This is a genomic window from Thioflexithrix psekupsensis (assembly GCF_002149925.1).
Classification (GTDB): domain Bacteria; phylum Pseudomonadota; class Gammaproteobacteria; order Beggiatoales; family Beggiatoaceae; genus Thioflexithrix; species Thioflexithrix psekupsensis.
This window is the reverse complement of the sequence record NZ_MSLT01000023.1, coordinates 724258-744978: the sequence shown is the minus strand read 5'-3', so window position 1 is coordinate 744978 and position 20721 is coordinate 724258. Positions and strand designations below refer to the sequence as shown.

Here is a 20721-nt window from a genome sequence, read left to right as displayed (position 1 = left end):
ATTCCTCATCAACGCTATTGGAAGTCGTACATTTGAAATCGCAATTATTTTATTTTAAAATTCGCCTCACCCAAAAAACAGTTGCTCATCCGTTGCAATTTTTAACTTTTTTAGGGCAGCGTTTTATTGAAGATCGCTGTTTGCAACATGCTTCGGCATTGGCTTATACCACGTTACTGTCTTTAGTTCCATTAATGGCAGTGACTTTTTCTATTTTTACGGCTTTTCCTGTTTTTGCCAATTTAAGGGAGGGATTTCAAGATTTTCTATTTCAAAATTTTGTCCCTACATCCGCCGAATTATTAAAAACTTACCTGTTAGAATTTGTGCAAAAAGCCTCGCATTTAACGGCCGTGGGCATTGGTGGATTAATTCTCACTTCAGTGTTATTAATGGCTTCAATTGATAATGCGTTAAATGCCATTTGGCGAATAGAAACGCCTCGTCCTGCGGTGATTAAATTTTTAGTGTATTGGGCTGTTTTAACGTTAAGTCCTTTATTAATTGGCATTAGTTTGGCGGTGAGTTCTTATATTTTTTCTTTACCGTTTTTATCTGAAACGGCTCGCAGTCCACATTTACTGCGTGTGACCCCTTTTATTATGTCTGCTATTGCTTTTGCTTTATTGTACATGATTGTCCCCAATCAACGAGTGCCTTTACAACCTGCGATTGCAGGCGGATTAGTCGCCGCGGCTTTTTTTGAATTAGCAAAAAAAATATTTGCTTTTTACATTACCCAATTCCCCACTTACCAAGCCATTTATGGTGCATTGGCCATTTTACCGATTTTTTTAGTATGGATATATGTGTGTTGGATTATTGTGTTATTGGGGGCAGAATTAACACATTGCTTATTAAGTTATTCTGATTCTGATTCTAAAACAGAAAAAATAAAAAATAAAGATACAGAACAATTTTATGACTGTTTCCGTTTATTAGGGCATTTATGGATAGCACAAAGTGCCGGTCACGGATTAAACATAGAACAATTAGAAAAACAAGAACCGCATTTAAATCGTGAATATATCGAATATTTACTAAAAAAACTAAACGATATTCATGTGATTCATTTAACAGTACATCAACATTGGGTATTGGCTCAAGATTTATCACGCTTTACTTTATATCAATTATTTTCAATGGGAGAATTTGTTTTACCAAAGGACACATTAAACGACGACAGAAATGATCAATGGCAACAACAATTTTCTTCTATTTTGACACACAGTCATCAACAATTAAAGCAAAAAATGACAGTTTATATTGCCGATTTATTAGGATCAAATGCCCAATTTAATCGCGCCACAAAAGATGCGGCGCGAAACGACACCTCACCCAGCAAAAACGATTATGACAAATCCGATTTGCCCATTTGAGATTGCAGGTAATTTTCTAAACCCACCCGCGCAATTAAGTCTAATTGCGTTTCTAACCAATCGACATGTTCTTCTTCGCTTTCTAAAATATCTTCAAATAATTCACGTGAAACATAATCTTGGCAAGATTCGCAATAAGCAATCGCTTCTCTTAAATCAGGAATGGCTTCCAATTCCAGTTTTAAATCGCAGGCTAACATTTCTTTGGGCGTTTCGCCAATTCTCAATTTACCCAAATCTTGCAAATTCGGTAAACCTTCTAAAAATAAAATCCGTTCAATCAACATATCAGCATGTTTCATTTCGTCAATCGACTCGTGATATTCATGCTCATTTAGCGCGTGTAAACCCCAATTTTTATACATGCGGGCATGTAAAAAATATTGGTTAATGGCGGTCAGTTCGTTAGTCAGCACTTTATTCAAGTACTCGATGACTTTCTTATCACCTTTCATTGGTTAGAGACTCCCACTATATAAAAACAGGTGTTAAACTTGGTAATCTGTTGATACCAAGCTGACATTGTAAGGTGTATTGGGGCTAAATTAAAGGGAAATGTGGCAAGAAAGAAAACAGGAATATTCGCCAAACGTCCCCACCAGTTCAATGTAGGAACGCTTGGAAAGAAAAAATACAATAGCAGGCTAAAGAAAAGAGGGAAACAATCAAACCACAGCAGTCGTCAAATAATCGCGCCATTCAAAACTTTCTTCCTCTCGACACGCACGACAACCCAAACACAAATCAGAAGAAACCACATCCAGATGCAAAGTTTGACTGCAAGCAAGCAAAAATAAATTTTTTACACAGTATCCCGCATCATCAACCTGAAGAAAATCAGGCGGATAGAGATAAGCCTCATCAATCAATTGTTGCAACACATCACCTTCAAAAGCAGCGACAATGGCATTGGTTTCTCGGTTAAGAATACGTAAAACAGGCGGGGTTTGCTCTAAACGGGCATCGATCAAATACATGATAAGAGACTCCAAATGAGAATAGCTATCAAATAATAATGGTTCTCATTTGTGAATGCAAGTCTTTTCTGTATTTTTTTGGAATAGGGAAAGCGGGGAATAGAACCCAATTGATTTTTTTCTTTAAAATTTCAAATGGGTTCTTTAATCTTGTTACAAGCGCGCTTTTAATCTGGGCGTTAATAAGGTATAAGCCACAGGAATAATAAACAAAGTCAATAATGTCCCCAAACCCAATCCACCAATAATGACCCAACCAATTTGTTGACGACTTTCCGATCCTGCTCCCGTGGCTAATGCCAGCGGAATTGTGCCTAAAATCATCGATAAAGAAGTCATTAAAATCGGCCGCAAACGCAACACAGAAGCCTCTATGACCGCGGCATAAATCTCTTCCCCTTTTAATTGCAATTGATTGGCAAATTCAACAATTAAAATCCCATGTCGGGTAATTAAACCAATAAGCATGACTAAACCAATTTGACTGTACACATTTAACGTGCCTTGCGTCAAATATAACGCCCATAATGCGCCTGTCATGGCTAATGGCACGGTTAACATAATGGTAAAAGGACTCACAAAACTTTCAAATTGCGCCGCTAAGACCAAATAAATAAATACCAAAGCCAAAATAAACGTCACCATTAACGTTTCTCCCGATTCCACAAATTCACGAGATTGTCCGTCTAATGCAGTTTTTGCGGTATCATCCAATACCTGATCAGCCACCGTTTGAATATGTTGCAACACTTCGCCCAAGCTATAGCCTTGTCCTAAATTCGCACTGATTAATACCGAACGCAGGCGATTAAAACGATTTAATTCTTTAGGTGCAACTGTTTCTTCAAAAGTTACCAAATTAGACAATTGAATTTGTTCCCCTTGTTGATTGCGCACAAAAATCGCGGTTAAATCATCGGGTCGCGTCCGTTCTAAAGGCTGCAATTGCACAATCACATCATATTGCTGTCCTTCGTGTTTAAAACGAGTCACTTGGCGGCCACCTAATAAGGTTTCTAAGGTTCTTCCTACCGTCGCAATATCAACTCCTAAAGCTGCCGCTTTATCCCGATCAATTCGCACCAATAATTGCGGTTTATTTAACTTTAAATCAGAATCTAAATTAACCAAACCGGGATAATTGCGCAATTCGCCCATTAATTTATCTGTCATGCGTTGCAATTCCTCATAAGAATTCCCTTGCACCACGAATTGTATAGGAGGATTGCGAAAACTCTGCCCTAAAGACGGCGGATTAATGGCAAAAGCCAATACGCCCGGTAACCCCAACATTTCTGGCATAATAGAACCTGAAATTTGTTGTTGACTGCGCTCGCGTTCTTCCCAAGGCTTTAAACTGACAAAAGACAAAGCCGTGTTCACAGGATTAGGCGTTTGCAAGCCCGGCGCGACAATCACAAAAGACGTATTAATTTCTGGAACTTTGGCATAAATATCTTCCACTTGACGCGCATAAGCATCCGTATATTGCAAAGTCGAGCCTTCTGGTGCCATCATAAAACCAATAAAAATTCCACGATCTTCACTGGGGGCTAATTCTTGTTGAATTAAAGGATATAAATAAACCGCGCCATATCCTGATCCAATAAAAATTAAAACCACCAACCAACGCACTTTTAAAATACCGCGTAAAGAAGCCCGATAAGCGTTATTCATGCCTTGAAAAAAGGCTTCTGTGACATTAAAAAAACGCCCGTGCGCTTCATGTTCTTTAAAAATGATAGAACACATCATTGGGGTTAAGGTTAAAGCCACAAATCCCGACACAACCACCGCAGCCGATACCGTTAAAGCAAATTCACCAAATAATCGTCCTGTGCTGCCGGTCATAAAGGTTAAAGGCACAAAAACGGTGGCCAATGTAATGGTCATGGCAATCACCGCAAAACCAATTTCTCGACTGCCTTTTAATGCGGCTTGAATCGGTGTTTCTCCCTTTTCAATATAACGATGAATATTTTCCAACATGACAATGGCATCATCCACCACAATTCCAATCGCTAACACTAAACCTAATAACGTTAAAATATTAATCGAAAAATCCAGCGCGTAAAGAAAAATAAACGCCCCAATTAAAGAAATCGGAATCGTCACAAAAGGAATAAATGTCACGCGCACCGAACGCAAAAACAAGAAAATCATTAATACCACCAATAAAAAAGCCTCAGCCATTGTTTTATAAACTGCTTTAATCGAGGCTTCGATAAAAATAGAGGTATCAAATACCACGCGCAATTCCATCCCTTCAGGTAAATCAATAAATGGAATTTCTTGGCGCACCGCTTGAGCAACGGCTAAAGTATTGGCAGTGGATTGTTTGACTACGCCCAAACCGACCGCTTCTTCTCGATTGACCCGTAAAATTTTTCGTTCATCTTGCGCGCCGACTTGTGCGTGACCAATGTCGCGTAAACGAATGGGATAACCATCGACTTGGCGAATAATTAAATCATTAAATTGTTCAGCACTGCGCAAATCAGTCGCGGTTAATACCGTGAATTCGCGCAATAAACTCTCAATACGTCCAGAGGGAATTTCTACGTTTTGCGTACGCAATGCGGCTTCTACATCTTGCACCGTTAAGTTATACGCTGCCAAGCGATCCCGATCCAACCAAATCCGCATCGCATAACGCCGCTCCCCCCCAATAATCACACTGGCCACGCCTTCCAACACTTGTAAACGTGGCACCACAAACCGATCCGCATAATCCGTAATTTCTAGCGGAGAATGGCGATTACTAAAAAAAGCCAGCCAAATAATGGCTTGCGCATCGGCTTGGATTTTTGCCACCACGGGATCGTTGGCTTCTTGGGGTAAACTCGCCCGTACTCGCGCTACACGATCCCGCACATCATTTGCGGCATTATCCACATTACGCTCAATGGCAAATTCAATCGTAATCTCACTCACTTCTTCCCGGCTGACTGACTTAATGGTTTTAATGCCTTCAATGCCGGCCAATGATTCTTCCAAAGGCTGAGTAATTTGACTTTCAATCACTTCTGCACTGGCTCCCGTGTAAACCGTGCGCACGGAGACCACTGGCGTGTCAATATTCGGGTATTCGCGCACCGATAACCGCTCAAAACTGATAAATCCCACCAAAATAATGAGTAAACTCATCACCGTCGCCAACACCGGACGACGTATCGACAGTTCAGATAACATCATAATGATTATTCCTGCGGGCTGGGTTTGGGTAATTGTAAGACTTGTGCGCCGTCGCGTAACTTCAATTGTCCCGACACCACCAATTCATCTCCTATCGATAAACCGCTTAACACTTCCACTCGTCCCGTCAAGCGCACGCCCAAAGTCACTGGAACACGCTTGGCTTTGCCTTCGGAAACAACAAAGACATACACTTGATTACCTTGTGGAACAATGGCTTGTTCTGGAACGACGATGGCTTGATCGCGTTGTTTTAACGTGAGAGCCACCCGCGCAAACATGCCCGGTAACAATTGTCTTTCAGGATTTTCTACCCGCGCCCGCAGTGACGCGGTGCGTGTGGTTTCGTTCAAATGGGGATTAATGGCATACACTTTTCCCGGAAAAGAAGTGGCCGGATAAGCATCGACTTGTAAAGAAACCGCTTGGCCAACTTGAATTTGTGGCAAAAAACGCTCAGGAATTTGAAAATCCAGTTTAAGCGTATCCACTTTGACCACCTCAACAATATCATCTCCCGCCCGGACATACGCACCTTGACTCAAATATCGCAAGCCGATAATGCCCGAAAAAGGGGCTTCAATGCGGGTTTTTGCCAATAAAACCCGTTCTAATGATTGTCGAGCGCGATCTTGTTCTAATAACGCGACAGCTTCATCGTAGGCTTGACGGCTGCTGAGTTTTTTATTGTATAAATCTTGAGTTCGGCTAAAACTGTGTTCGCTCAGTTTTACAGCGGCGTTACTTTCTTCCAAGCGGGCGACATATTCCGCGTCATCCAGTTTGACGAGCAACTGTTTTTCTTTTACCGCTTGTCCTTCGGAGAAGTTGAGTTGAGCGATTCGTCCGGGAATTTCGGCGCGAATCGTAACCTGTTCATCCGCTCGCAAATCTCCCACGGCGGTGATGTCGATGTCCACCTGATCAGGCACGACAAGTATCGTCTCAACGGGAACAGCGGGCGGTTGTGCGGCCACCAGCGCACTGCACAACACCCCCCCACACATCACGATTAAGCACAATAAACGCATTGTATTGTATCCTATAGTAAAAAAGTAATTGTCTGATTGTTGGACACAGTATAGCCCAAATGCGGCGATAAAAACCAGAAACGTCATGCAAAGATGTCTTTCAAGCCGTTTCTATGACCTTAGCACTGTAACTATTCTTTAGACTCCTGTTAGAATAGGCCGCAGAATTGAAAAATTCTGCTGTTTTAGCATCCCCACAATCAGTTTAAATAACTACTGAAGCCATTATGCAGGATATTTAATAAATGAGTCTAACTTTAGCCGAATCATTAGCTGCTCGTCAGAATAATTTTGATTTGATTCGTTTTGTAGCAGCCACCATGGTTATTTTTGCGCACGCCTATGTGCTTACTCATGGCAACGATGAACAAGAATTATTACATCAAATCACTCAACATCAAATGACATTTGGTACATTAGGCGTGGCTATTTTTTTTGTCATTAGTGGTTTTTTAATTTCACAAAGTTATGAACGGTCGGCTAATATTTGGATTTATATTAAAGCAAGAATTTTACGTATTTTTCCTGCTTTAATTGTGGTTTTATTGCTCACTGTTTTTTTATTTGGTCCGGTGATGACACAATTGAGTTTTATGGAATATTTTACTTCTAGTAAAACTTATCGTTATTTGACAGGGATTTTTTTATTCCCTGTGCATTATCACTTACCGGGGGTTTTTGAAAATAATCCTTATCCCAAAGCGGTTAATGGTTCGTTATGGACAATTTCTTATGAGATGTTGTGTTATGTGATGGTGGCGTTTTTGGGGGTATTGGGTTTGATGCGTTGGCGTGGGTTACTGCTGGTGATTTTACTGGGGTTATTCGTGTTTCGTTTATTTTGGTTTGAAGAACTGTTTGTTTTAGAAAAAAAATGGAACTTTTGGTTTCGTGGTATTGGTTTTTCCCAATTAATCGAATTAGTCAATTATTTCCTAGCGGGAACGGTCATTTATTTATATCGGGAAAAAGTAATTTTACATCATTATTTGGCCTTGCTGGCGATGATCATTTTGGGCGTTGCGAGTGTGATGGGCGGATTGGAGGCGTGGTTTATTATTGCGGGTAGTTATTTGATTATTTATATTGCTTTTACGCCTTACATTCGTTGTCATCATTTTGCGCATTATGGGGATTTTTCTTATGGTCTTTACATTTATGCTTTTCCTGTGCAGCAAACTTTAGTTTATTTGTCGGGTGCCACATGGCATCCTTTGCTTAATGCGTTTGTTAGTTTACCGGTGGTGTTATTCTTTGCCGTGTTATCGTGGCATTTGATTGAACATAGCGCGTTGCAATTAAAAAATGTGGTGCTTATTTCTCCGCGTTTAAAAATATAGCCGAATTAAAAAACTTGAATCAGAAATTAAATTCTGATTCAAGTGAAGCGTATTAAGGGAGTGATGTGGTTTCTGTTTCTGCTGTTTCTTCCGTGTCATCCGTTGGGATTTCTATGGGATCGGTGGGAATTTCTGGCGTTTCCGAATGTTCCGTATATTCTACATCTTCTGGATCAGTTTCCGTTTCCGTAGTCGTTTCTGAGTCTTGCAAGCGGACTTGAATGGGACTGGACGTAATCACGGCTGTTCCGTCTTCTTTTAAACGGTAGCCGTAATAAAACCGTAATAACCCACTGCCCGCACCAAAAACACCCGTATAAGTAATTGGGCGACTGTTACAACTGATTAAAATATCTTTCATTCCTGATTCAGTGGTGCGGAAATTTTCTAAATTCACGGGGAAAATTTGCATTAATTGTTCAGGAAATAAAGTCACTTCCCGCACACTGCCTAAATCTTCTGTCGTGGTTGTTTCACTGAAAATAATTTCAGAAACGCTGGCATCGGTATTAAAACGATAAAAGAATTGGCAATTCTCCCCCGTTTCACACGAATCAATAATTACCTCAGCCACGACTAATAAATCTGCTGCTTTGCCGATATGGGCGGGATCGACGGCAATCCGTCCGCGCACATCGATTTGATCGCTGGGTTTAATAGTGACTAACTGGTTGTGTGGCGTGATGCCCGGAAAAAACCGCGCTTCACTGCTCAACGGCTGCCCAATGCGATCAAAAGCAATCGCGGGAAAACGCTGGCCGTCTTCGACAGGCAATGAAGGCATTGGCGTTTCTGAATACATTTCAGGCGTAGTGCCATAAAACATGAAATTGTCAAAAGTGATGGCAGCGCGATCTTTACGATACTCGTTCATCGCAAAATAAACGCCCACTGCCTGAATATCAGTAAAAGTATGTTCGGTAAATTCAGCGGTTGAAAGGTCAAACCACATGTTACAACCATCTGGCGTATACTTTGCCCAGCGGCTTTCAAGAGGAGACATGGCGACATTAATCCCTTTGAATCCGCCGGTGTCGGTGTCAATTTTGTACTCGCTGATGTACAACTCTTTGCCATCTTTAATGACAAATCGCCCATCATCAGTATTCCATGCGTGCCGTACTCGTGAGACAAAAAATTTACTGGTTGGATCAAGAATAACCCGCTCGGCACTGGCACCGCCGTTGACAAAGTTCTTCTTTTTCCACATAAAAACCGTCGCAAAATTGACTTTTGCCTCTGGAACTTTATGAAAACTAATTGACGGCTCTACCCATCCCACTAATTCTTTGTCTTTAATTTCCCCATCTACCGCAAAAAATGTCATATCTGACCAATAAATGCGGTAATATTGATTAATACCGCGTCGAATATAATCAGGATGTCCCACTTGATAACCCAAACCAAAAGAAGCTCCATCTTGCTGCACGGTCGCTTGTGGAAAACGACTGATCACCGGCACTTCATTGCCTCTGGTATTGACAATGTTGACATCAGACATATTGACATAATTCGCCACCATCCCGCCGTAAAAAAGCGCACTGGGACGCAATCCCCGATAACCACGCCAACTGGCTGTGGGTTGACCGTCTTGGCACATGGTGACCGGATTTAACAAAGTCTGCATGTCAAAAGGCACGCAAACTTGAGAATCATTGGCAATTTCATCTCCGTCTAAATCCAGAAAATGCTGCACTTGCCGACGACGCGAATAAACCACTTCCACATTATTATCTTGTCGTTGTGGCAAATACTCATCCCACCATTGCACAAATTTAATCGATTCTGCATGAACTATCTGGGCTTGAGAAAAATAGGCAATTAACAATAGAAAAGAAACACTGAATAAAAGCGATAATTTAAACATAAAAATAACCTCAATAATACCTTATTTATCCGCCATCCACCACGCATCAAAAGCCAAATCATAAGGAGGAATCATTTCAGGGCGAGTTAAAGGTTTCCAATACGCCACCCGAAACGTGCGCACATGCCAATGTGGCAACACATAATGTCCCCACAATAGCACGCGATCTAAAGCGTGGGTGCGCACCATTAATTCGTCACGATTTGGCGCACCAATGACCAAATCAACCAATTGATCAATAGCAGGGTTTTGAATGCCTGCTAAATTACGACTGCCAACCACATTAGCATTTTCCGAATGCCAATAACTGTGTTGTTCATTACCGGGCGATAATGATTGACTAAACACATGCACAATCATGTCAAAATCAAAATTATCGACTCGATTTTGATATTGCGTGGTATCTACCGTGCGCACACTGACCTCAATGCCTACGCGTGCGAGGTTGCGTTTAAAGGGCAAAACAATCCGTTCAAATAAAGGACTGACTAATAGAATTTCAAATTGTAAAAGTTGTCCTTTTTCGTTTAATAATTTACCGTTTTTCAACTCCCAGCCCGCTTCTTTTAATAAACGAATGGCAAGGCGTAATTGTTCCCGAATATTGCCTGTGCCATCGGTTTGTGGGGGTTGGTAGATTTCGGTAAAAACACGCTCCGGCAAATGCGCCCGTAATGGTTCTAAAATGGCTAATTCAGCTTCATGAGGTAATTCTGAGGGCGAGGCTAAATCAGAATTAGAAAAATAGCTGTGTGTACGAGTATATGCGCCATTAAATAAATTTTTATTCGCCCATTCAAAATCGAATAAATAACTAATGGCTTCTCGCACTTTGGGGTCTTTAAACACGTCGCGGCGGGTATTAAAAACAAAACCCTGCATTCCTGTGGGAATTTGATGTTCAATGTCTTCTTTAATGACACGCCCTTGAGTTAAGGCAGGAAAATCATAAGCCGTTGCCCAATTTTTTGCCGAATTTTCGGCACGAAAATCATATTCACCCGCTTTAAAAGCCTGCAATTCTACCGTTTCATCTCGATAATAATCGATGCGAATTTGATCGAAATTATATTGGCCAAGATTGACGGGTAAATCTTTTCCCCAATATTCTGGATTGCGTTGATAGGTGATAGAACGGCCGGGGTCAATGGCTGCAATTTTATAAGGCCCGCTGCTGATAGGAATATCTAATGTGGTTTTATCAAAATCACGTTGTTCCCAATAAGCCTTAGATAAAATAGGCAATTGTCCCATAATTAAAGGCAATTCACGATTTTTATTGGTATTAAAAACAAATTTAACCGTGTTATCATTGACCTTAATAACTTCAGTCACATGGTTATAATAAGAGCGGTAAAAAGGATGCCCTTTGGTCTTTAAAATCTCAAAAGAAAATATCACATCTTCTACCGTAATGGGTGAACCATCGTGAAAACGTGCTTTATCGCGTAAAATATAAGCCACCCATGAGCGATCTTCTGGTGTTTCAATGGTTTCTGCAATTAAACCATATTCTGAAAAAGGTTCATCTTTAGAAGAACTGGTTAATGTTTCAAAAAACCAACCGCTTAAACCAGACGCAGATAATCCTTTAATAATAAAAGGATTTAATGAGTCAAATGTTCCCGTAGCCGACAAACGAAGTAAACCACCTTTAGGCGCATTAGGATTGACATAATCAAAATGTTTAAAATCAGCGGGGTATTTTAAATCTTCATACATCGCTAAACCATGACTGCGATGAATAGATACGTTTTCTTCGGCGTAACTGGGTAAAGCTAACCCCCCAATCCACGCCAGCAAAGTAATAAAATAAAACTTAGACATCATTAATGTTCCCTTCCCTTTTCTTTTTAAAAAGGCAATGCTAAATGGGCATCTATTTGTTTAAATTGAGCGCGGAATTGTTCTTGAATTGCGGCCAAATCTTCGGCCGTATCCGCTTCAAAACGTAACACTAAACATGGTGTGGTATTCGATGCCCGAACCAAACCCCAACCTGTCGCAAAATTCGCCCGTAATCCGTCAATCGTGACAATCTCCGCTTGATCAAATGTAAAATGAGCGCGAATTTTATCCATTAAAATAAAATTCTCACCTTCAGCCGTATTTAAATTTAATTCAGGCGTATTAACCGCATCAGGTAATTCTTTAAAAACCGCAGTGGGTGAACGGGAATCTTGAGATAAAATTTCTAATAATCTCGCCCCCGTATAAAGCGCATCATCAAAACCATACCAACGCTCTTTAAAGAAGATATGACCGCTCATTTCGCCACCCAATGCCGCGCCACTGGTTTTAATTTTGGTTTTAATAAAAGAATGCCCTGTTTTCCACATAATGGCTTGACCGCCGGCGGCAATAATGGCATCGGTTAAATGTTGGCTGCATTTGACATCGTAAATAATTGCCGCATTGGGATTGCGACTTAACACATCGCGGGCGTATAAAATCATTTGCCGATCAGGCCAAATAATTTGCCCCGTCGCATCCACCACGCCCAAACGATCCCCATCCCCATCAAAAGCAAAACCTAAATCCGCACGATGCGTTTTTACCGCGGCGATTAAATCGTGTAAATTCTCAGGTTTACTGGGGTCGGGATGGTGGTGTGGAAAATGACCATCCACCTCGCAATATAATTCAATCACTTCACAACCCAATTGTCGAAACAATTGCGGCGCAATAGCACCCGCCACACCACTGCCACAATCAATCACCAATTTAAACGGCCGTTTTAATTTCACATCGCCACAAATACGCTCAATATAAGCCTGTTTTAAATCCAGTGTTTGATAATCACCAAAACCTTGCATTAAATCGCCATTATCAATGCGTTGTTTTAATTGTTGAATGGCTTGATCAAATAACGTATCTCCGCCGATCATCATTTTCATGCCATTGTAATTCGGTGGATTATGACTGCCCGTCAACATCACTCCGCTGCCCGTATTTAAGTGATACGTTGCAAAGTACAAAACAGGCGTTGGCACCATACCAATGTCAATCACTTTACGCCCTGCCGCTTGTAATCCTTCACTCAAGGCTTGCGACAACGCCGCTCCAGAAAGCCGCCCGTCGCGCGCAATCACTACCTCGGCTTGCTGCTGTTTCGCCGCTTCGCTGCCAATCGCCTGACCGATTTGGCACACCAATTCTGGTGTCAACGTCTCTCCCACAATCCCTCGAATATCGTAGGCACGAAAAATAGACATGTACTAAATCCTCTATAATTAACGTTAATAAAAAATGCAATTAGCCTTCAATATGCAGCGCATTTAATTCGCTTAACTTAGGGTGATTGGGATAGTTTAATTGCAACACTTGTAAAGATTGATTCGCCAAATCATCTAATTGCAAAATGCGATAGGCTTTGACCATTAAAGCCAATGCGTCAGGCACAGCGGGCGTGCGTTGAAAACCTTCTATCACATTTTTAGCTCGATTTGCAGCCGCTAAATAAGCCCCACGCACCATATAAAATTCAGCCACATTAAGTTCATATTGTGCCGCGCTATTACGTAAATATAACATGCGCTTTTCCGCATCTTCAGCATAACGACTTTGCGGAAAACGTTGCAATAATTCGGCAAAATCTCGAAATGAATTCATCGCCACCGTTTGATCGCGTTGACTTTTATCCAGCGGTAAAAAACGATCAAATAAACCCTGATTCATTTCAAAATTAACCAATCCCTTCATATAATAAACATAATCAATATTAGGATGGCGTGGATATTGTTGAATAAAACGATCCGCCGTTACAATCGCTGATTCAGGCTCATTGTGTTTGTAATAAGCGTAAATGCTTTCTAACAAGGCTTGTTGCGCATAAGGGCCGAAAGGATGCCGCGCTTCTAATAATTCATAATAGCGAATGGCTGTGCGATAATCATCGTCTTTTAAGGCTTTTTTCGCCTCTTCATACAATTGATCCGCGTCCCAACCTGCGGTATGTTCTTTGGGATCGGTGGCGCAAGCCGTGAGTAAAAAAAGTGAGAATAACAAGAGAAAAAAATTTTTATTCATAGCAAAATTCACGGTTAAAATGAGAACATTGGAATATTAAAATGGGCAATTGCCTTTTTTCTTCACAGCACTTGTCTCGTAGGCAACGAGCGTTTAAAGTGTGCCATTTTTGCGTTGTTGTCTCAATCATTGGGCGCAAAATACGCCCACAACAACATCTTATTTGCGGACTGATTTGACCATGACCACAACGACCTCACATGTTACCACGAAAATTCCACCAGAGATGGCAGGTTATCGCCTAGACAAAGCCTTAGCCGAATTGTTGCCAGAGTATTCACGGGCGCGTTTACAACAGTGGATTCGAGATGGACACGTTCAAGTGAATGCGGAAGTTTTACGCGGGCGTGACCGGGTGCGCGGGGGAGAAGATGTTGTATTATTAGCCCAGACTGAAGATCAAGTCGATTGGACGGGACAATCTCTGCCTTTATCTGTATTATATGAAGATGAAGACGTGATCATCGTCAACAAACCCGCAGGCTTGGTGGTACACCCCGGCGCGGGAAATCCCGATCAAACGTTGGTCAATGCGTTACTGCACTACGCGCCAGAACTGGCACAATTGCCGCGTGCGGGTATTATCCACCGTATTGATAAAGACACCAGTGGTGTCTTAGCGGTGGCGCGTTCGCTGTTAGGCCATACGCATTTAGTGGCGCAATTACAAGCACATACGATTGTACGAGAATATCAAGCGGTGGTATGTGGTGTCTTGGTATCTGGGGGAACGGTGAATTTACCGATTGCGCGGCATCCCACGCAGCGCGTGCGTATGGCCGTCGTGCGCAGCGGTAAACCTGCGGTGACACATTATCGCGTCATCCAACGTTACCGCGCCCATACCCATATTCGCGCTCGGTTAGAAACGGGACGCACGCATCAAATTCGTGTCCATTTGTCACACGAACGTTATCCTTTACTGGGCGATCCGTTATACGGTGGACGTTTGCGCTATCCGCCTGACAGCAGTGAAGTCTTTCAAAAAGTATTGCATGATTTTCAACGCCAAGCCCTACATGCCGAGCGTTTAGGTTTTCAACATCCGCGCACGGGAGACTATATGGAATGGGTTGTGCCGCTACCCGAAGATATGCAGCAATTACTGACCGCATTAGCTGATGATATGCGTTTAAAAAATTAATAATAGGGTGTTATCCAATGTCTATTTTTTCTCATCTTTCTAAAAAAGAATTAACCCGTTTTCTCAAATTTAGCACCGTAGGTGGAATGGGTGCATTAATTGATGTCGGTGTGTTAAATTTACTGATTTTTGGTGCGGGCTGGAATGGCGAATGGGAGCGAATTGGGGCTAATATGTGTTCGGTGAGTTTAGCGATTTTATTTAATTTTACTTTACATCGCTATTGGACTTTTCCAGAATCAAAAGTGAGAGATCAACGGATACAATTAATGAAATTTGTCACAGTCAGTATGATTGGTCTTTTCATTAATACTTTAATTTTTCATTTCAGTTATTCCCATTTATACAGTGGATTATTTACCGAAGTGGTCGGCACACAAGTGGCAAAAGCAACCGCAATTGGTCTGACTTTATTTTGGAATTTTACCGCCAATCGCTTATGGACTTATGGTAAATTATAAAGCCATTTTTATTTCTCCATTTCAGCAGCGCGTCCAGCTTCTTTTAAGGCTTGCAAACGGTTTTTAGCTTCTTCGCTTTTTAGTTCTTGTTCTTGGCGGCGTTTTTCGCGGATTTCTTCCATGCGTTTTTCTTGTTCGGCTTTTAATTTACCGAGGGTATCTTTCATTTCTTCCATCCAGCCGCTAAATTCGGCTTGCAACACGCGCTCGCATTCCAGCACTAAATTATCAATATTCATCTGATCGGCTTGCTCTCGAGCCGACAATGCCATCCACCAATGACGCAAGCCAATTAAATCCGCAGCGGCTTGATTATATTTGCGCAAAGAAGTCTCCATTTGATGCTGTTCCATGTAAGAAGTAATGGCTGCAATTAATGCCGTTGTTAAAGCAATCCATAACTCCATAGATAACGCAGCCAATAATGTACCAATAGCCCCAATTGATAATCCTGCCCAATGCAACATTTGCGTGCGTTTAGCAAGTTGATTGGTTTTATTCAGGTAATAATCAAGCTGATCTTCCAAGCGATAAATTAAATAAAGTTCGGGCGTTAAAAAAGACATGCCATTATCTCGGTTAGACAGCGTATTAAGCGGTGGTAATTCTCCTTGATAATTTTTTAAAGCCGAATTATTCACTTCCGTTTGCATTAATTGGTGGCCAATGAGTTGCAGACGTTTGGCTAAAATTGTTTCTCGTGATTGATCGGTTTCTAATTGATCGTCGCTGTAATAGCCTGCGGTGGCGCGGTAAGTATAAATTTCGCGTTTCACGGCTTCGGCACTGGCGCGTAAAGTCAACCATTTATGCCCCGAATTAAAGCGAGTCACTGCGGCTAATAATAAAGAAATTAAAATCGGAATGAGTAAAATAAATAAGCTCAACGTTTTTACCGTCATTTCCATTAAGCAAACCGAATGACGCGCACAAACAAAATAATCTGATAATTGCAATGATATTTTTTCTTGAGTGCGATTATCCGATTTTTCTTGACGTAATAAATAATTGATAGCCGTTTCAGTCATGGGAATGCCTTGCTCTGTTTTTAACACGCTTAATTCGCTTCTTAATGTCGATTGAAATAAAGCCAGAAACGTTCCCAAAACACCAAGCAAAATAATCACCCATTGCAAACGTCTAAAAATAGATTGATGTCGCTCCGCATTCGCATCATAAATTGCAAATTGTTGCCATGCTGATTTTAACGTGCTGTCCCCACGTAATTGGCGATAAATTAAGCGTTCTAATTCCTCTACAGATCGCGTGACTGAAAAAACATGCAATTCTCCATCCGCAATAATTTCTGCTAAAATAGCATCTTGAATAAAATGAGGTGGTGTTTGAATTAAATCCGCTAATTGATCGGCTAAACGGCCACTGCCTTCGACAATAATGACAGGAATTCCCAAACGCACACTGCGCAAAATTTCTAATTTTGATAATTCTCCCCCATTAATTAATAAAGTCACCAAAGGAACACGCTCATGTGTGAACAAATGATCAGCTAATTGAAACATGGTTTCTGTTTCCGCGCCCCACGTTTCACTGTCCACTAAAATAAAGTGAGAATGATGCGGTTCTAATTGAATTTTTTCTGATTTATTTTTTTCTTCATTTGCAGGAGTCAAAACGTCACAACAGCCCCGCGGAGTAATGCCCAATAATGGCGTTTTATAACCATGATCATCCACGCTGCGCCCTAATAAACGCATAATGCCTGAATCCGTGCCACCCGTAATAAATAAAGCCTCCATATTAGCAGCGGCTTTGGCAATGCCGCGTGAGAATAATTGGCTTAAATGTATCGCTAATTCCGCTTCTAATTTCTCTGCACCACCCGACAAAATAATGCCTGCTTTGGGTGATTTTATATTTAACATCGATAATAAATTTTCAGGCCGATCATAATGCAACGGCACTTGCAATGCCGCGGCTTTTTTTCCTTGAGCAAAAGTCAGTGTTTCTAACTTTAATTCTTGTTGAGATTCAGAATAATGTGCAGTCATTATTTTTTCCTCATTTGCCTGTTAATGTACGATGATACTAAGATAATTTTCCGTTTTTTCTTTATCGATGGGACGCGAGAAATAATAGCCTTGTACATGATGACAATGCGAGGCTTCTAAAATATTTAGTTGGGTATCCGTTTCTACCCCTTCAGCCACCACCCGCAAATCAAACGCATTTCCTAGTGCAATAATCGCTTGAGCAATTTGCATCGATTTATCCGATGCGTCAATATTTTGAATAAAACTTTTATCGATCTTTAAAGCATCAATCGGAAATTTTTGTAAATAACTGAGCGAAGAATAACCCGTACCAAAATCGTCAATATAAAGTTGAACTTCTAAACCTTTTAAATCTTTTAAAACATTCAACATTAAATCAGGATCATTCATCATGGCACTTTCAGTAATTTCCATGCGACAAGTATCTGGTTTTAAACCCGAACGATGAATAATTGTTTCAATTTCTCTAACCAAACGTGGTTGTTTTAATTGAATCGCAGAGACATTGATATTAACGCCTAAATTATGATGGTGAGGAAAACGCACTTGCCAATATTTTAATTGATAACAAGCCTGTTCAAATACCCACAATCCTAATTCTCGAATTAAGCCTGTGTCTTCAGCTAAAGGAATAAATTTATCAGGAGAAATTAAACCTTTTTCGGGATGATTCCAACGCAATAAGGCTTCTAAACTGACCGTATGGCGATTTTCTAAGGAAATAATGGGTTGATAAAATAAACAAAATTCGCCCCGTTCAAAGGCTTTTCTCAAATCCGATTCCATGCGCATAATGTTTAATACTTGCACGTGCATTCCCGATTGGAAAAACACGGCTTTACCGCGTCCTTGTCTTTTGGCTTCATACATTGCAATATCCGCGTCGCGCAATAATTCATCGGCTGAATTATAATTCACATTCGCCAGTGCAATGCCAATACTGGCTGTGGTATTAAACACTTCATTTTGAAGCGTATAAGATTCCCCTAAGCACCGATTTAAGCGTTCAATAAAATCTTCCAATGCTTTAATTGAACTCATATTTTCTAACATTAATGCAAATTCATCTCCCCCAAAACGCGCCACCACATCACAGCCGCGAGTTTCTCGACGCAAACGATGGGCAATTTCTTCTAACAATTGATCGCCTACCAAATGTCCCATACTGTCATTAATCATTTTAAAGCGGTCTAAATCAACAAATAACACCGCAAAAGGCAACATTTTCTCCATCTGCACTTCTTGTTCTTTTTCCTTTTCTTTTAAACGCGCCAATCCACGTTCTAAATGATGAGTAAATGCACTGCGATTTAATAAGCCTGTTAATTGATCATGCGTGGCATCATAACGCAGTTTTTCTTCCACCGCTTTACGATGCGTAATGTCTTCAATAAAACCTTCATAAAAACTATTTTGACCTTGTTCATCATGGGCAATTCGCACCGTTTCAGCCACCCAAATGATGCGACCATCAAAACAACGGGCTTGATATTCAAAATTCTTTATTTCTCGATTGCTGGTTAAACGCCGCATAAAATCTTCATAACAAGCAGGATGTTCATGTAATTGGCGTTTTAAATTAATATTTTTTTGATAGAGAATATCCGCATTGTCACAACCAAATATTTTTAAAAAAGCAGGGTTCACACTAATAAAATGTCCTGAGAATGTACATTGAAAAATACCTTCGATGGCATTTTCAAAAATCTTCCGAAATTTTTTCTCCGCTTCTAAGCGTGCCAATTCAGCAAAATGCCGCTCAGTCACATCTTCAACCATACTAATTAAAAAAGGCTTTAACGGATCGCGCACAATAGAACAATTTAAATGCGTCCAGACCGTTTCTCCATTACGTCTTAAATAACGCTTACTAATACGATAAGAATCATAATCGCCCATTAATAAACCATTTAATAATTGCTTATCGCTGTCTAAATCGGCAGGATGCACAAAATCATGTAAAGCTCGCCCTTGCAATTCAGAACTGCCATAACCGAGAATATGATGCACGGCCTTATTATTTTCTAAAATAATATGCTCTAAATTAGTCTGCACAATTCCAATTCCCGCCTCGTCAAAAATAGCGCGAAATTGACGACGACTGGCATCTAATTGTTCGGTGATGCGTCGGGTCATTTCCATTTCTTGCTGTAAAGCAAGATTCGCCGTTTGCAAACTTTGGGTGCGTTGTTCCACCAATGTTTCTGCCCAAACCGCACGATTTAAGGCTAATAATAAATAACGCCAAAAACCAAATGTTAAAAATAATCCCACACAAAATGCCCCCACCGAATACCAGTATTGAAAATCAAAAATACTCGGAATGCGATAGAGTTTAATTGACCATTGTCGCCCGCCAAATTCTAAACTCACAGGCACTTGCGGCAAAATTTCTTGAATATCTTGTGCGTGTTGCGCTTTTTTTGCTAACCATTGCGGACGGTATAATAAAACTGGATTTTGACTGTCCGTGGTATCAAAAATTTGTAAAAAATTATTGGGATTATAACGAGAAGGGCGCAAGGTTTCTTCTAAATAATTTTCTATATTAAAAAAACCCACAATAAAACCCCGCAAACTCATTTGACGAGTCACCGCAGTTGGCGGATCAGTGTCATAATCATAAAGCGGATAAAACATGTAAAGATACGCAAAATCTTTTGGCTCTTTTAATACCGTAACCATTAAATTGGCTTCATCTCTGGCTTTTGATAAGGCTTGATCTAATTGAATGTTAGAGGATAAATTAAAACCTAATTTACTTTGATGTTCTTTAATGTTCTCAATAAATTGAATCGGATAATAAATATCGCGTGGCAATACTTTACAAGAGGCTTGTCCGCTGCAATGTTCCCAGATTTGGAATTCTTGAAAGGCTTTTTCTCGATTCATTCTTTGTTCAAAATCAAGCATTTTGTCGTGAGTCACCACAGGCACCCAAGCCAATGCGTCTAAACTTTGCTTGCGTTCTTGTTCTAAATGACGCTTGACAAAATGGTGAAAACTATTTTGATCTAATTCCCATTTTTTATTCGTGTCAATATTGGCTTTATGCTCAATTTCCTGCATACTTTTAATAGAGCGAAATAAATCACGTAAATTATCATGACTTTGACGCAACGCACGAATATATTTATCGACCTCCATTTGCTTGGCATGAATGGCTTGTTGCAATTCCCATTGTCTGATTTGATAAGCGGATAAAAAAGTTAAAAATAAACCCACAACAACTACCCATATCAAAGAAAAATTGGTTTTTTTAAACTGTTGATTTAACATGGTATAG

14 protein-coding genes are annotated in these 20721 nt (G+C 40.6%); 4 read left to right on the top strand and 10 right to left on the bottom strand.

What is annotated here, in order from left to right:
• Positions 1 to 32: 32 nt before the first annotated feature.
• Positions 33 to 1379 carry a virulence factor BrkB family protein gene (locus TPSD3_RS15815; protein ID WP_176329903.1) on the top strand — a complete coding sequence of 449 codons (1347 nt, stop codon included), beginning with the start codon at positions 33 to 35 and terminating at the stop codon, positions 1377 to 1379.
• Here TPSD3_RS15815 and bfr read toward each other — a convergent pair.
• From bfr to TPSD3_RS15795, 4 genes are all read right to left on the bottom strand, one after another.
• On the bottom strand, positions 1352 to 1834 hold the full coding sequence (bfr, locus tag TPSD3_RS15810; RefSeq protein WP_086489491.1) for a bacterioferritin: 483 nt from the start codon (positions 1832 to 1834) through the stop codon (positions 1352 to 1354). The two genes, TPSD3_RS15815 and bfr, sit on opposite strands and share 28 nt — an antisense overlap.
• Positions 1835 to 2044: 210 nt before the next feature.
• Positions 2045 to 2356: a hypothetical protein gene (locus TPSD3_RS15805; protein ID WP_086489490.1), complete on the bottom strand. Its 312-nt coding sequence runs from the start codon at positions 2354 to 2356 to the stop codon at positions 2045 to 2047.
• Positions 2357 to 2509: 153 nt separating this feature from the next.
• Positions 2510 to 5551, bottom strand: a complete 3042-nt coding sequence (locus TPSD3_RS15800; protein ID WP_086489489.1) for an efflux RND transporter permease subunit — start codon at positions 5549 to 5551, stop codon at positions 2510 to 2512.
• A gap of 5 nt (positions 5552 to 5556) precedes the next feature.
• Positions 5557 to 6582 carry an efflux RND transporter periplasmic adaptor subunit gene (locus tag TPSD3_RS15795; protein WP_176329902.1) on the bottom strand — a complete coding sequence of 342 codons (1026 nt, stop codon included), beginning with the start codon at positions 6580 to 6582 and terminating at the stop codon, positions 5557 to 5559.
• Positions 6583 to 6827: 245 nt separating this feature from the next.
• Here TPSD3_RS15795 and TPSD3_RS15790 point away from each other — a divergent pair, with 245 nt between their 5' ends.
• Positions 6828 to 7922 (top strand): acyltransferase family protein, encoded by a 1095-nt coding sequence (locus tag TPSD3_RS15790; RefSeq protein WP_086489487.1) that lies wholly within the window; start codon positions 6828 to 6830, stop codon positions 7920 to 7922.
• Between the two features lie 52 nt (positions 7923 to 7974).
• Here TPSD3_RS15790 and TPSD3_RS15785 read toward each other — a convergent pair whose 3' ends face one another.
• Genes TPSD3_RS15785 through TPSD3_RS15770 form a run of 4 tightly spaced genes read right to left on the bottom strand, consistent with a single transcriptional unit; the run spans position 7975 to position 13818 of the window.
• Positions 7975 to 9789: a hypothetical protein gene (locus TPSD3_RS15785; RefSeq protein WP_086489486.1), complete on the bottom strand. Its 1815-nt coding sequence runs from the start codon at positions 9787 to 9789 to the stop codon at positions 7975 to 7977.
• Between the two features lie 21 nt (positions 9790 to 9810).
• Positions 9811 to 11619 carry an extracellular solute-binding protein gene (locus tag TPSD3_RS15780; RefSeq protein ID WP_086489485.1) on the bottom strand — a complete coding sequence of 603 codons (1809 nt, stop codon included), beginning with the start codon at positions 11617 to 11619 and terminating at the stop codon, positions 9811 to 9813.
• 23 nt (positions 11620 to 11642) lie between these two features.
• The gene (locus TPSD3_RS15775; RefSeq protein ID WP_086489484.1) at positions 11643 to 13004 is read right to left on the bottom strand and encodes a phosphomannomutase/phosphoglucomutase; all 1362 of its coding nucleotides are present in this window, start codon (positions 13002 to 13004) and stop codon (positions 11643 to 11645) included.
• Positions 13005 to 13044: 40 nt separating this feature from the next.
• Complete coding sequence (locus TPSD3_RS15770; RefSeq protein WP_086489483.1) at positions 13045 to 13818, bottom strand: outer membrane protein assembly factor BamD; 774 nt, start codon at positions 13816 to 13818, stop codon at positions 13045 to 13047.
• A 181-nt stretch (positions 13819 to 13999) separates the two neighbouring features.
• On the opposite strand from TPSD3_RS15770, the gene rluD reads away from it, so the two are divergent.
• Both rluD and TPSD3_RS15760 read left to right on the top strand, forming a co-directional pair.
• Positions 14000 to 14962 carry a 23S rRNA pseudouridine(1911/1915/1917) synthase RluD gene (gene rluD / locus TPSD3_RS15765; RefSeq protein WP_086489642.1) on the top strand — a complete coding sequence of 321 codons (963 nt, stop codon included), beginning with the start codon at positions 14000 to 14002 and terminating at the stop codon, positions 14960 to 14962.
• A 17-nt stretch (positions 14963 to 14979) separates the two neighbouring features.
• Positions 14980 to 15423 (top strand): GtrA family protein, encoded by a 444-nt coding sequence (locus TPSD3_RS15760; protein ID WP_086489482.1) that lies wholly within the window; start codon positions 14980 to 14982, stop codon positions 15421 to 15423.
• An 8-nt stretch (positions 15424 to 15431) separates the two neighbouring features.
• On the opposite strand, the gene TPSD3_RS15755 is transcribed toward TPSD3_RS15760, so the two are convergent.
• Complete coding sequence (locus TPSD3_RS15755; RefSeq protein WP_086489481.1) at positions 15432 to 17432, bottom strand: DUF4231 domain-containing protein; 2001 nt, start codon at positions 17430 to 17432, stop codon at positions 15432 to 15434.
• A 21-nt stretch (positions 17433 to 17453) separates the two neighbouring features.
• Complete coding sequence (locus TPSD3_RS15750; RefSeq protein ID WP_086489480.1) at positions 17454 to 20714, bottom strand: bifunctional diguanylate cyclase/phosphodiesterase; 3261 nt, start codon at positions 20712 to 20714, stop codon at positions 17454 to 17456.
• Positions 20715 to 20721 lie beyond the last annotated feature (7 nt).

Excerpts from the sequence above, each read along its gene's own strand:
- TPSD3_RS15790 (WP_086489487.1), top strand. The coding sequence starts at position 6,828 with ATGAGTCTAACTTTAGCCGAATCATTAGCTGCTCGTCAGAATAATTTT.
- TPSD3_RS15785 (WP_086489486.1), bottom strand. The coding sequence starts at position 9,789 with ATGTTTAAATTATCGCTTTTATTCAGTGTTTCTTTTCTATTGTTAATT.
- TPSD3_RS15780 (WP_086489485.1), bottom strand. The coding sequence starts at position 11,619 with ATGATGTCTAAGTTTTATTTTATTACTTTGCTGGCGTGGATTGGGGGG.
- TPSD3_RS15755 (WP_086489481.1), bottom strand. The coding sequence starts at position 17,432 with ATGACTGCACATTATTCTGAATCTCAACAAGAATTAAAGTTAGAAACA.
- rluD (WP_086489642.1), top strand. The coding sequence starts at position 14,000 with ATGACCACAACGACCTCACATGTTACCACGAAAATTCCACCAGAGATG.
- TPSD3_RS15750 (WP_086489480.1), bottom strand. The coding sequence starts at position 20,714 with ATGTTAAATCAACAGTTTAAAAAAACCAATTTTTCTTTGATATGGGTA.
- TPSD3_RS15760 (WP_086489482.1), top strand. The coding sequence starts at position 14,980 with ATGTCTATTTTTTCTCATCTTTCTAAAAAAGAATTAACCCGTTTTCTC.
- TPSD3_RS15795 (WP_176329902.1), bottom strand. The coding sequence starts at position 6,582 with ATGCGTTTATTGTGCTTAATCGTGATGTGTGGGGGGGTGTTGTGCAGT.
- TPSD3_RS15800 (WP_086489489.1), bottom strand. The coding sequence starts at position 5,551 with ATGATGTTATCTGAACTGTCGATACGTCGTCCGGTGTTGGCGACGGTG.
- TPSD3_RS15775 (WP_086489484.1), bottom strand. The coding sequence starts at position 13,004 with ATGTCTATTTTTCGTGCCTACGATATTCGAGGGATTGTGGGAGAGACG.
- TPSD3_RS15805 (WP_086489490.1), bottom strand. The coding sequence starts at position 2,356 with ATGTATTTGATCGATGCCCGTTTAGAGCAAACCCCGCCTGTTTTACGT.
- bfr (WP_086489491.1), bottom strand. The coding sequence starts at position 1,834 with ATGAAAGGTGATAAGAAAGTCATCGAGTACTTGAATAAAGTGCTGACT.
- TPSD3_RS15770 (WP_086489483.1), bottom strand. The coding sequence starts at position 13,818 with ATGAATAAAAATTTTTTTCTCTTGTTATTCTCACTTTTTTTACTCACG.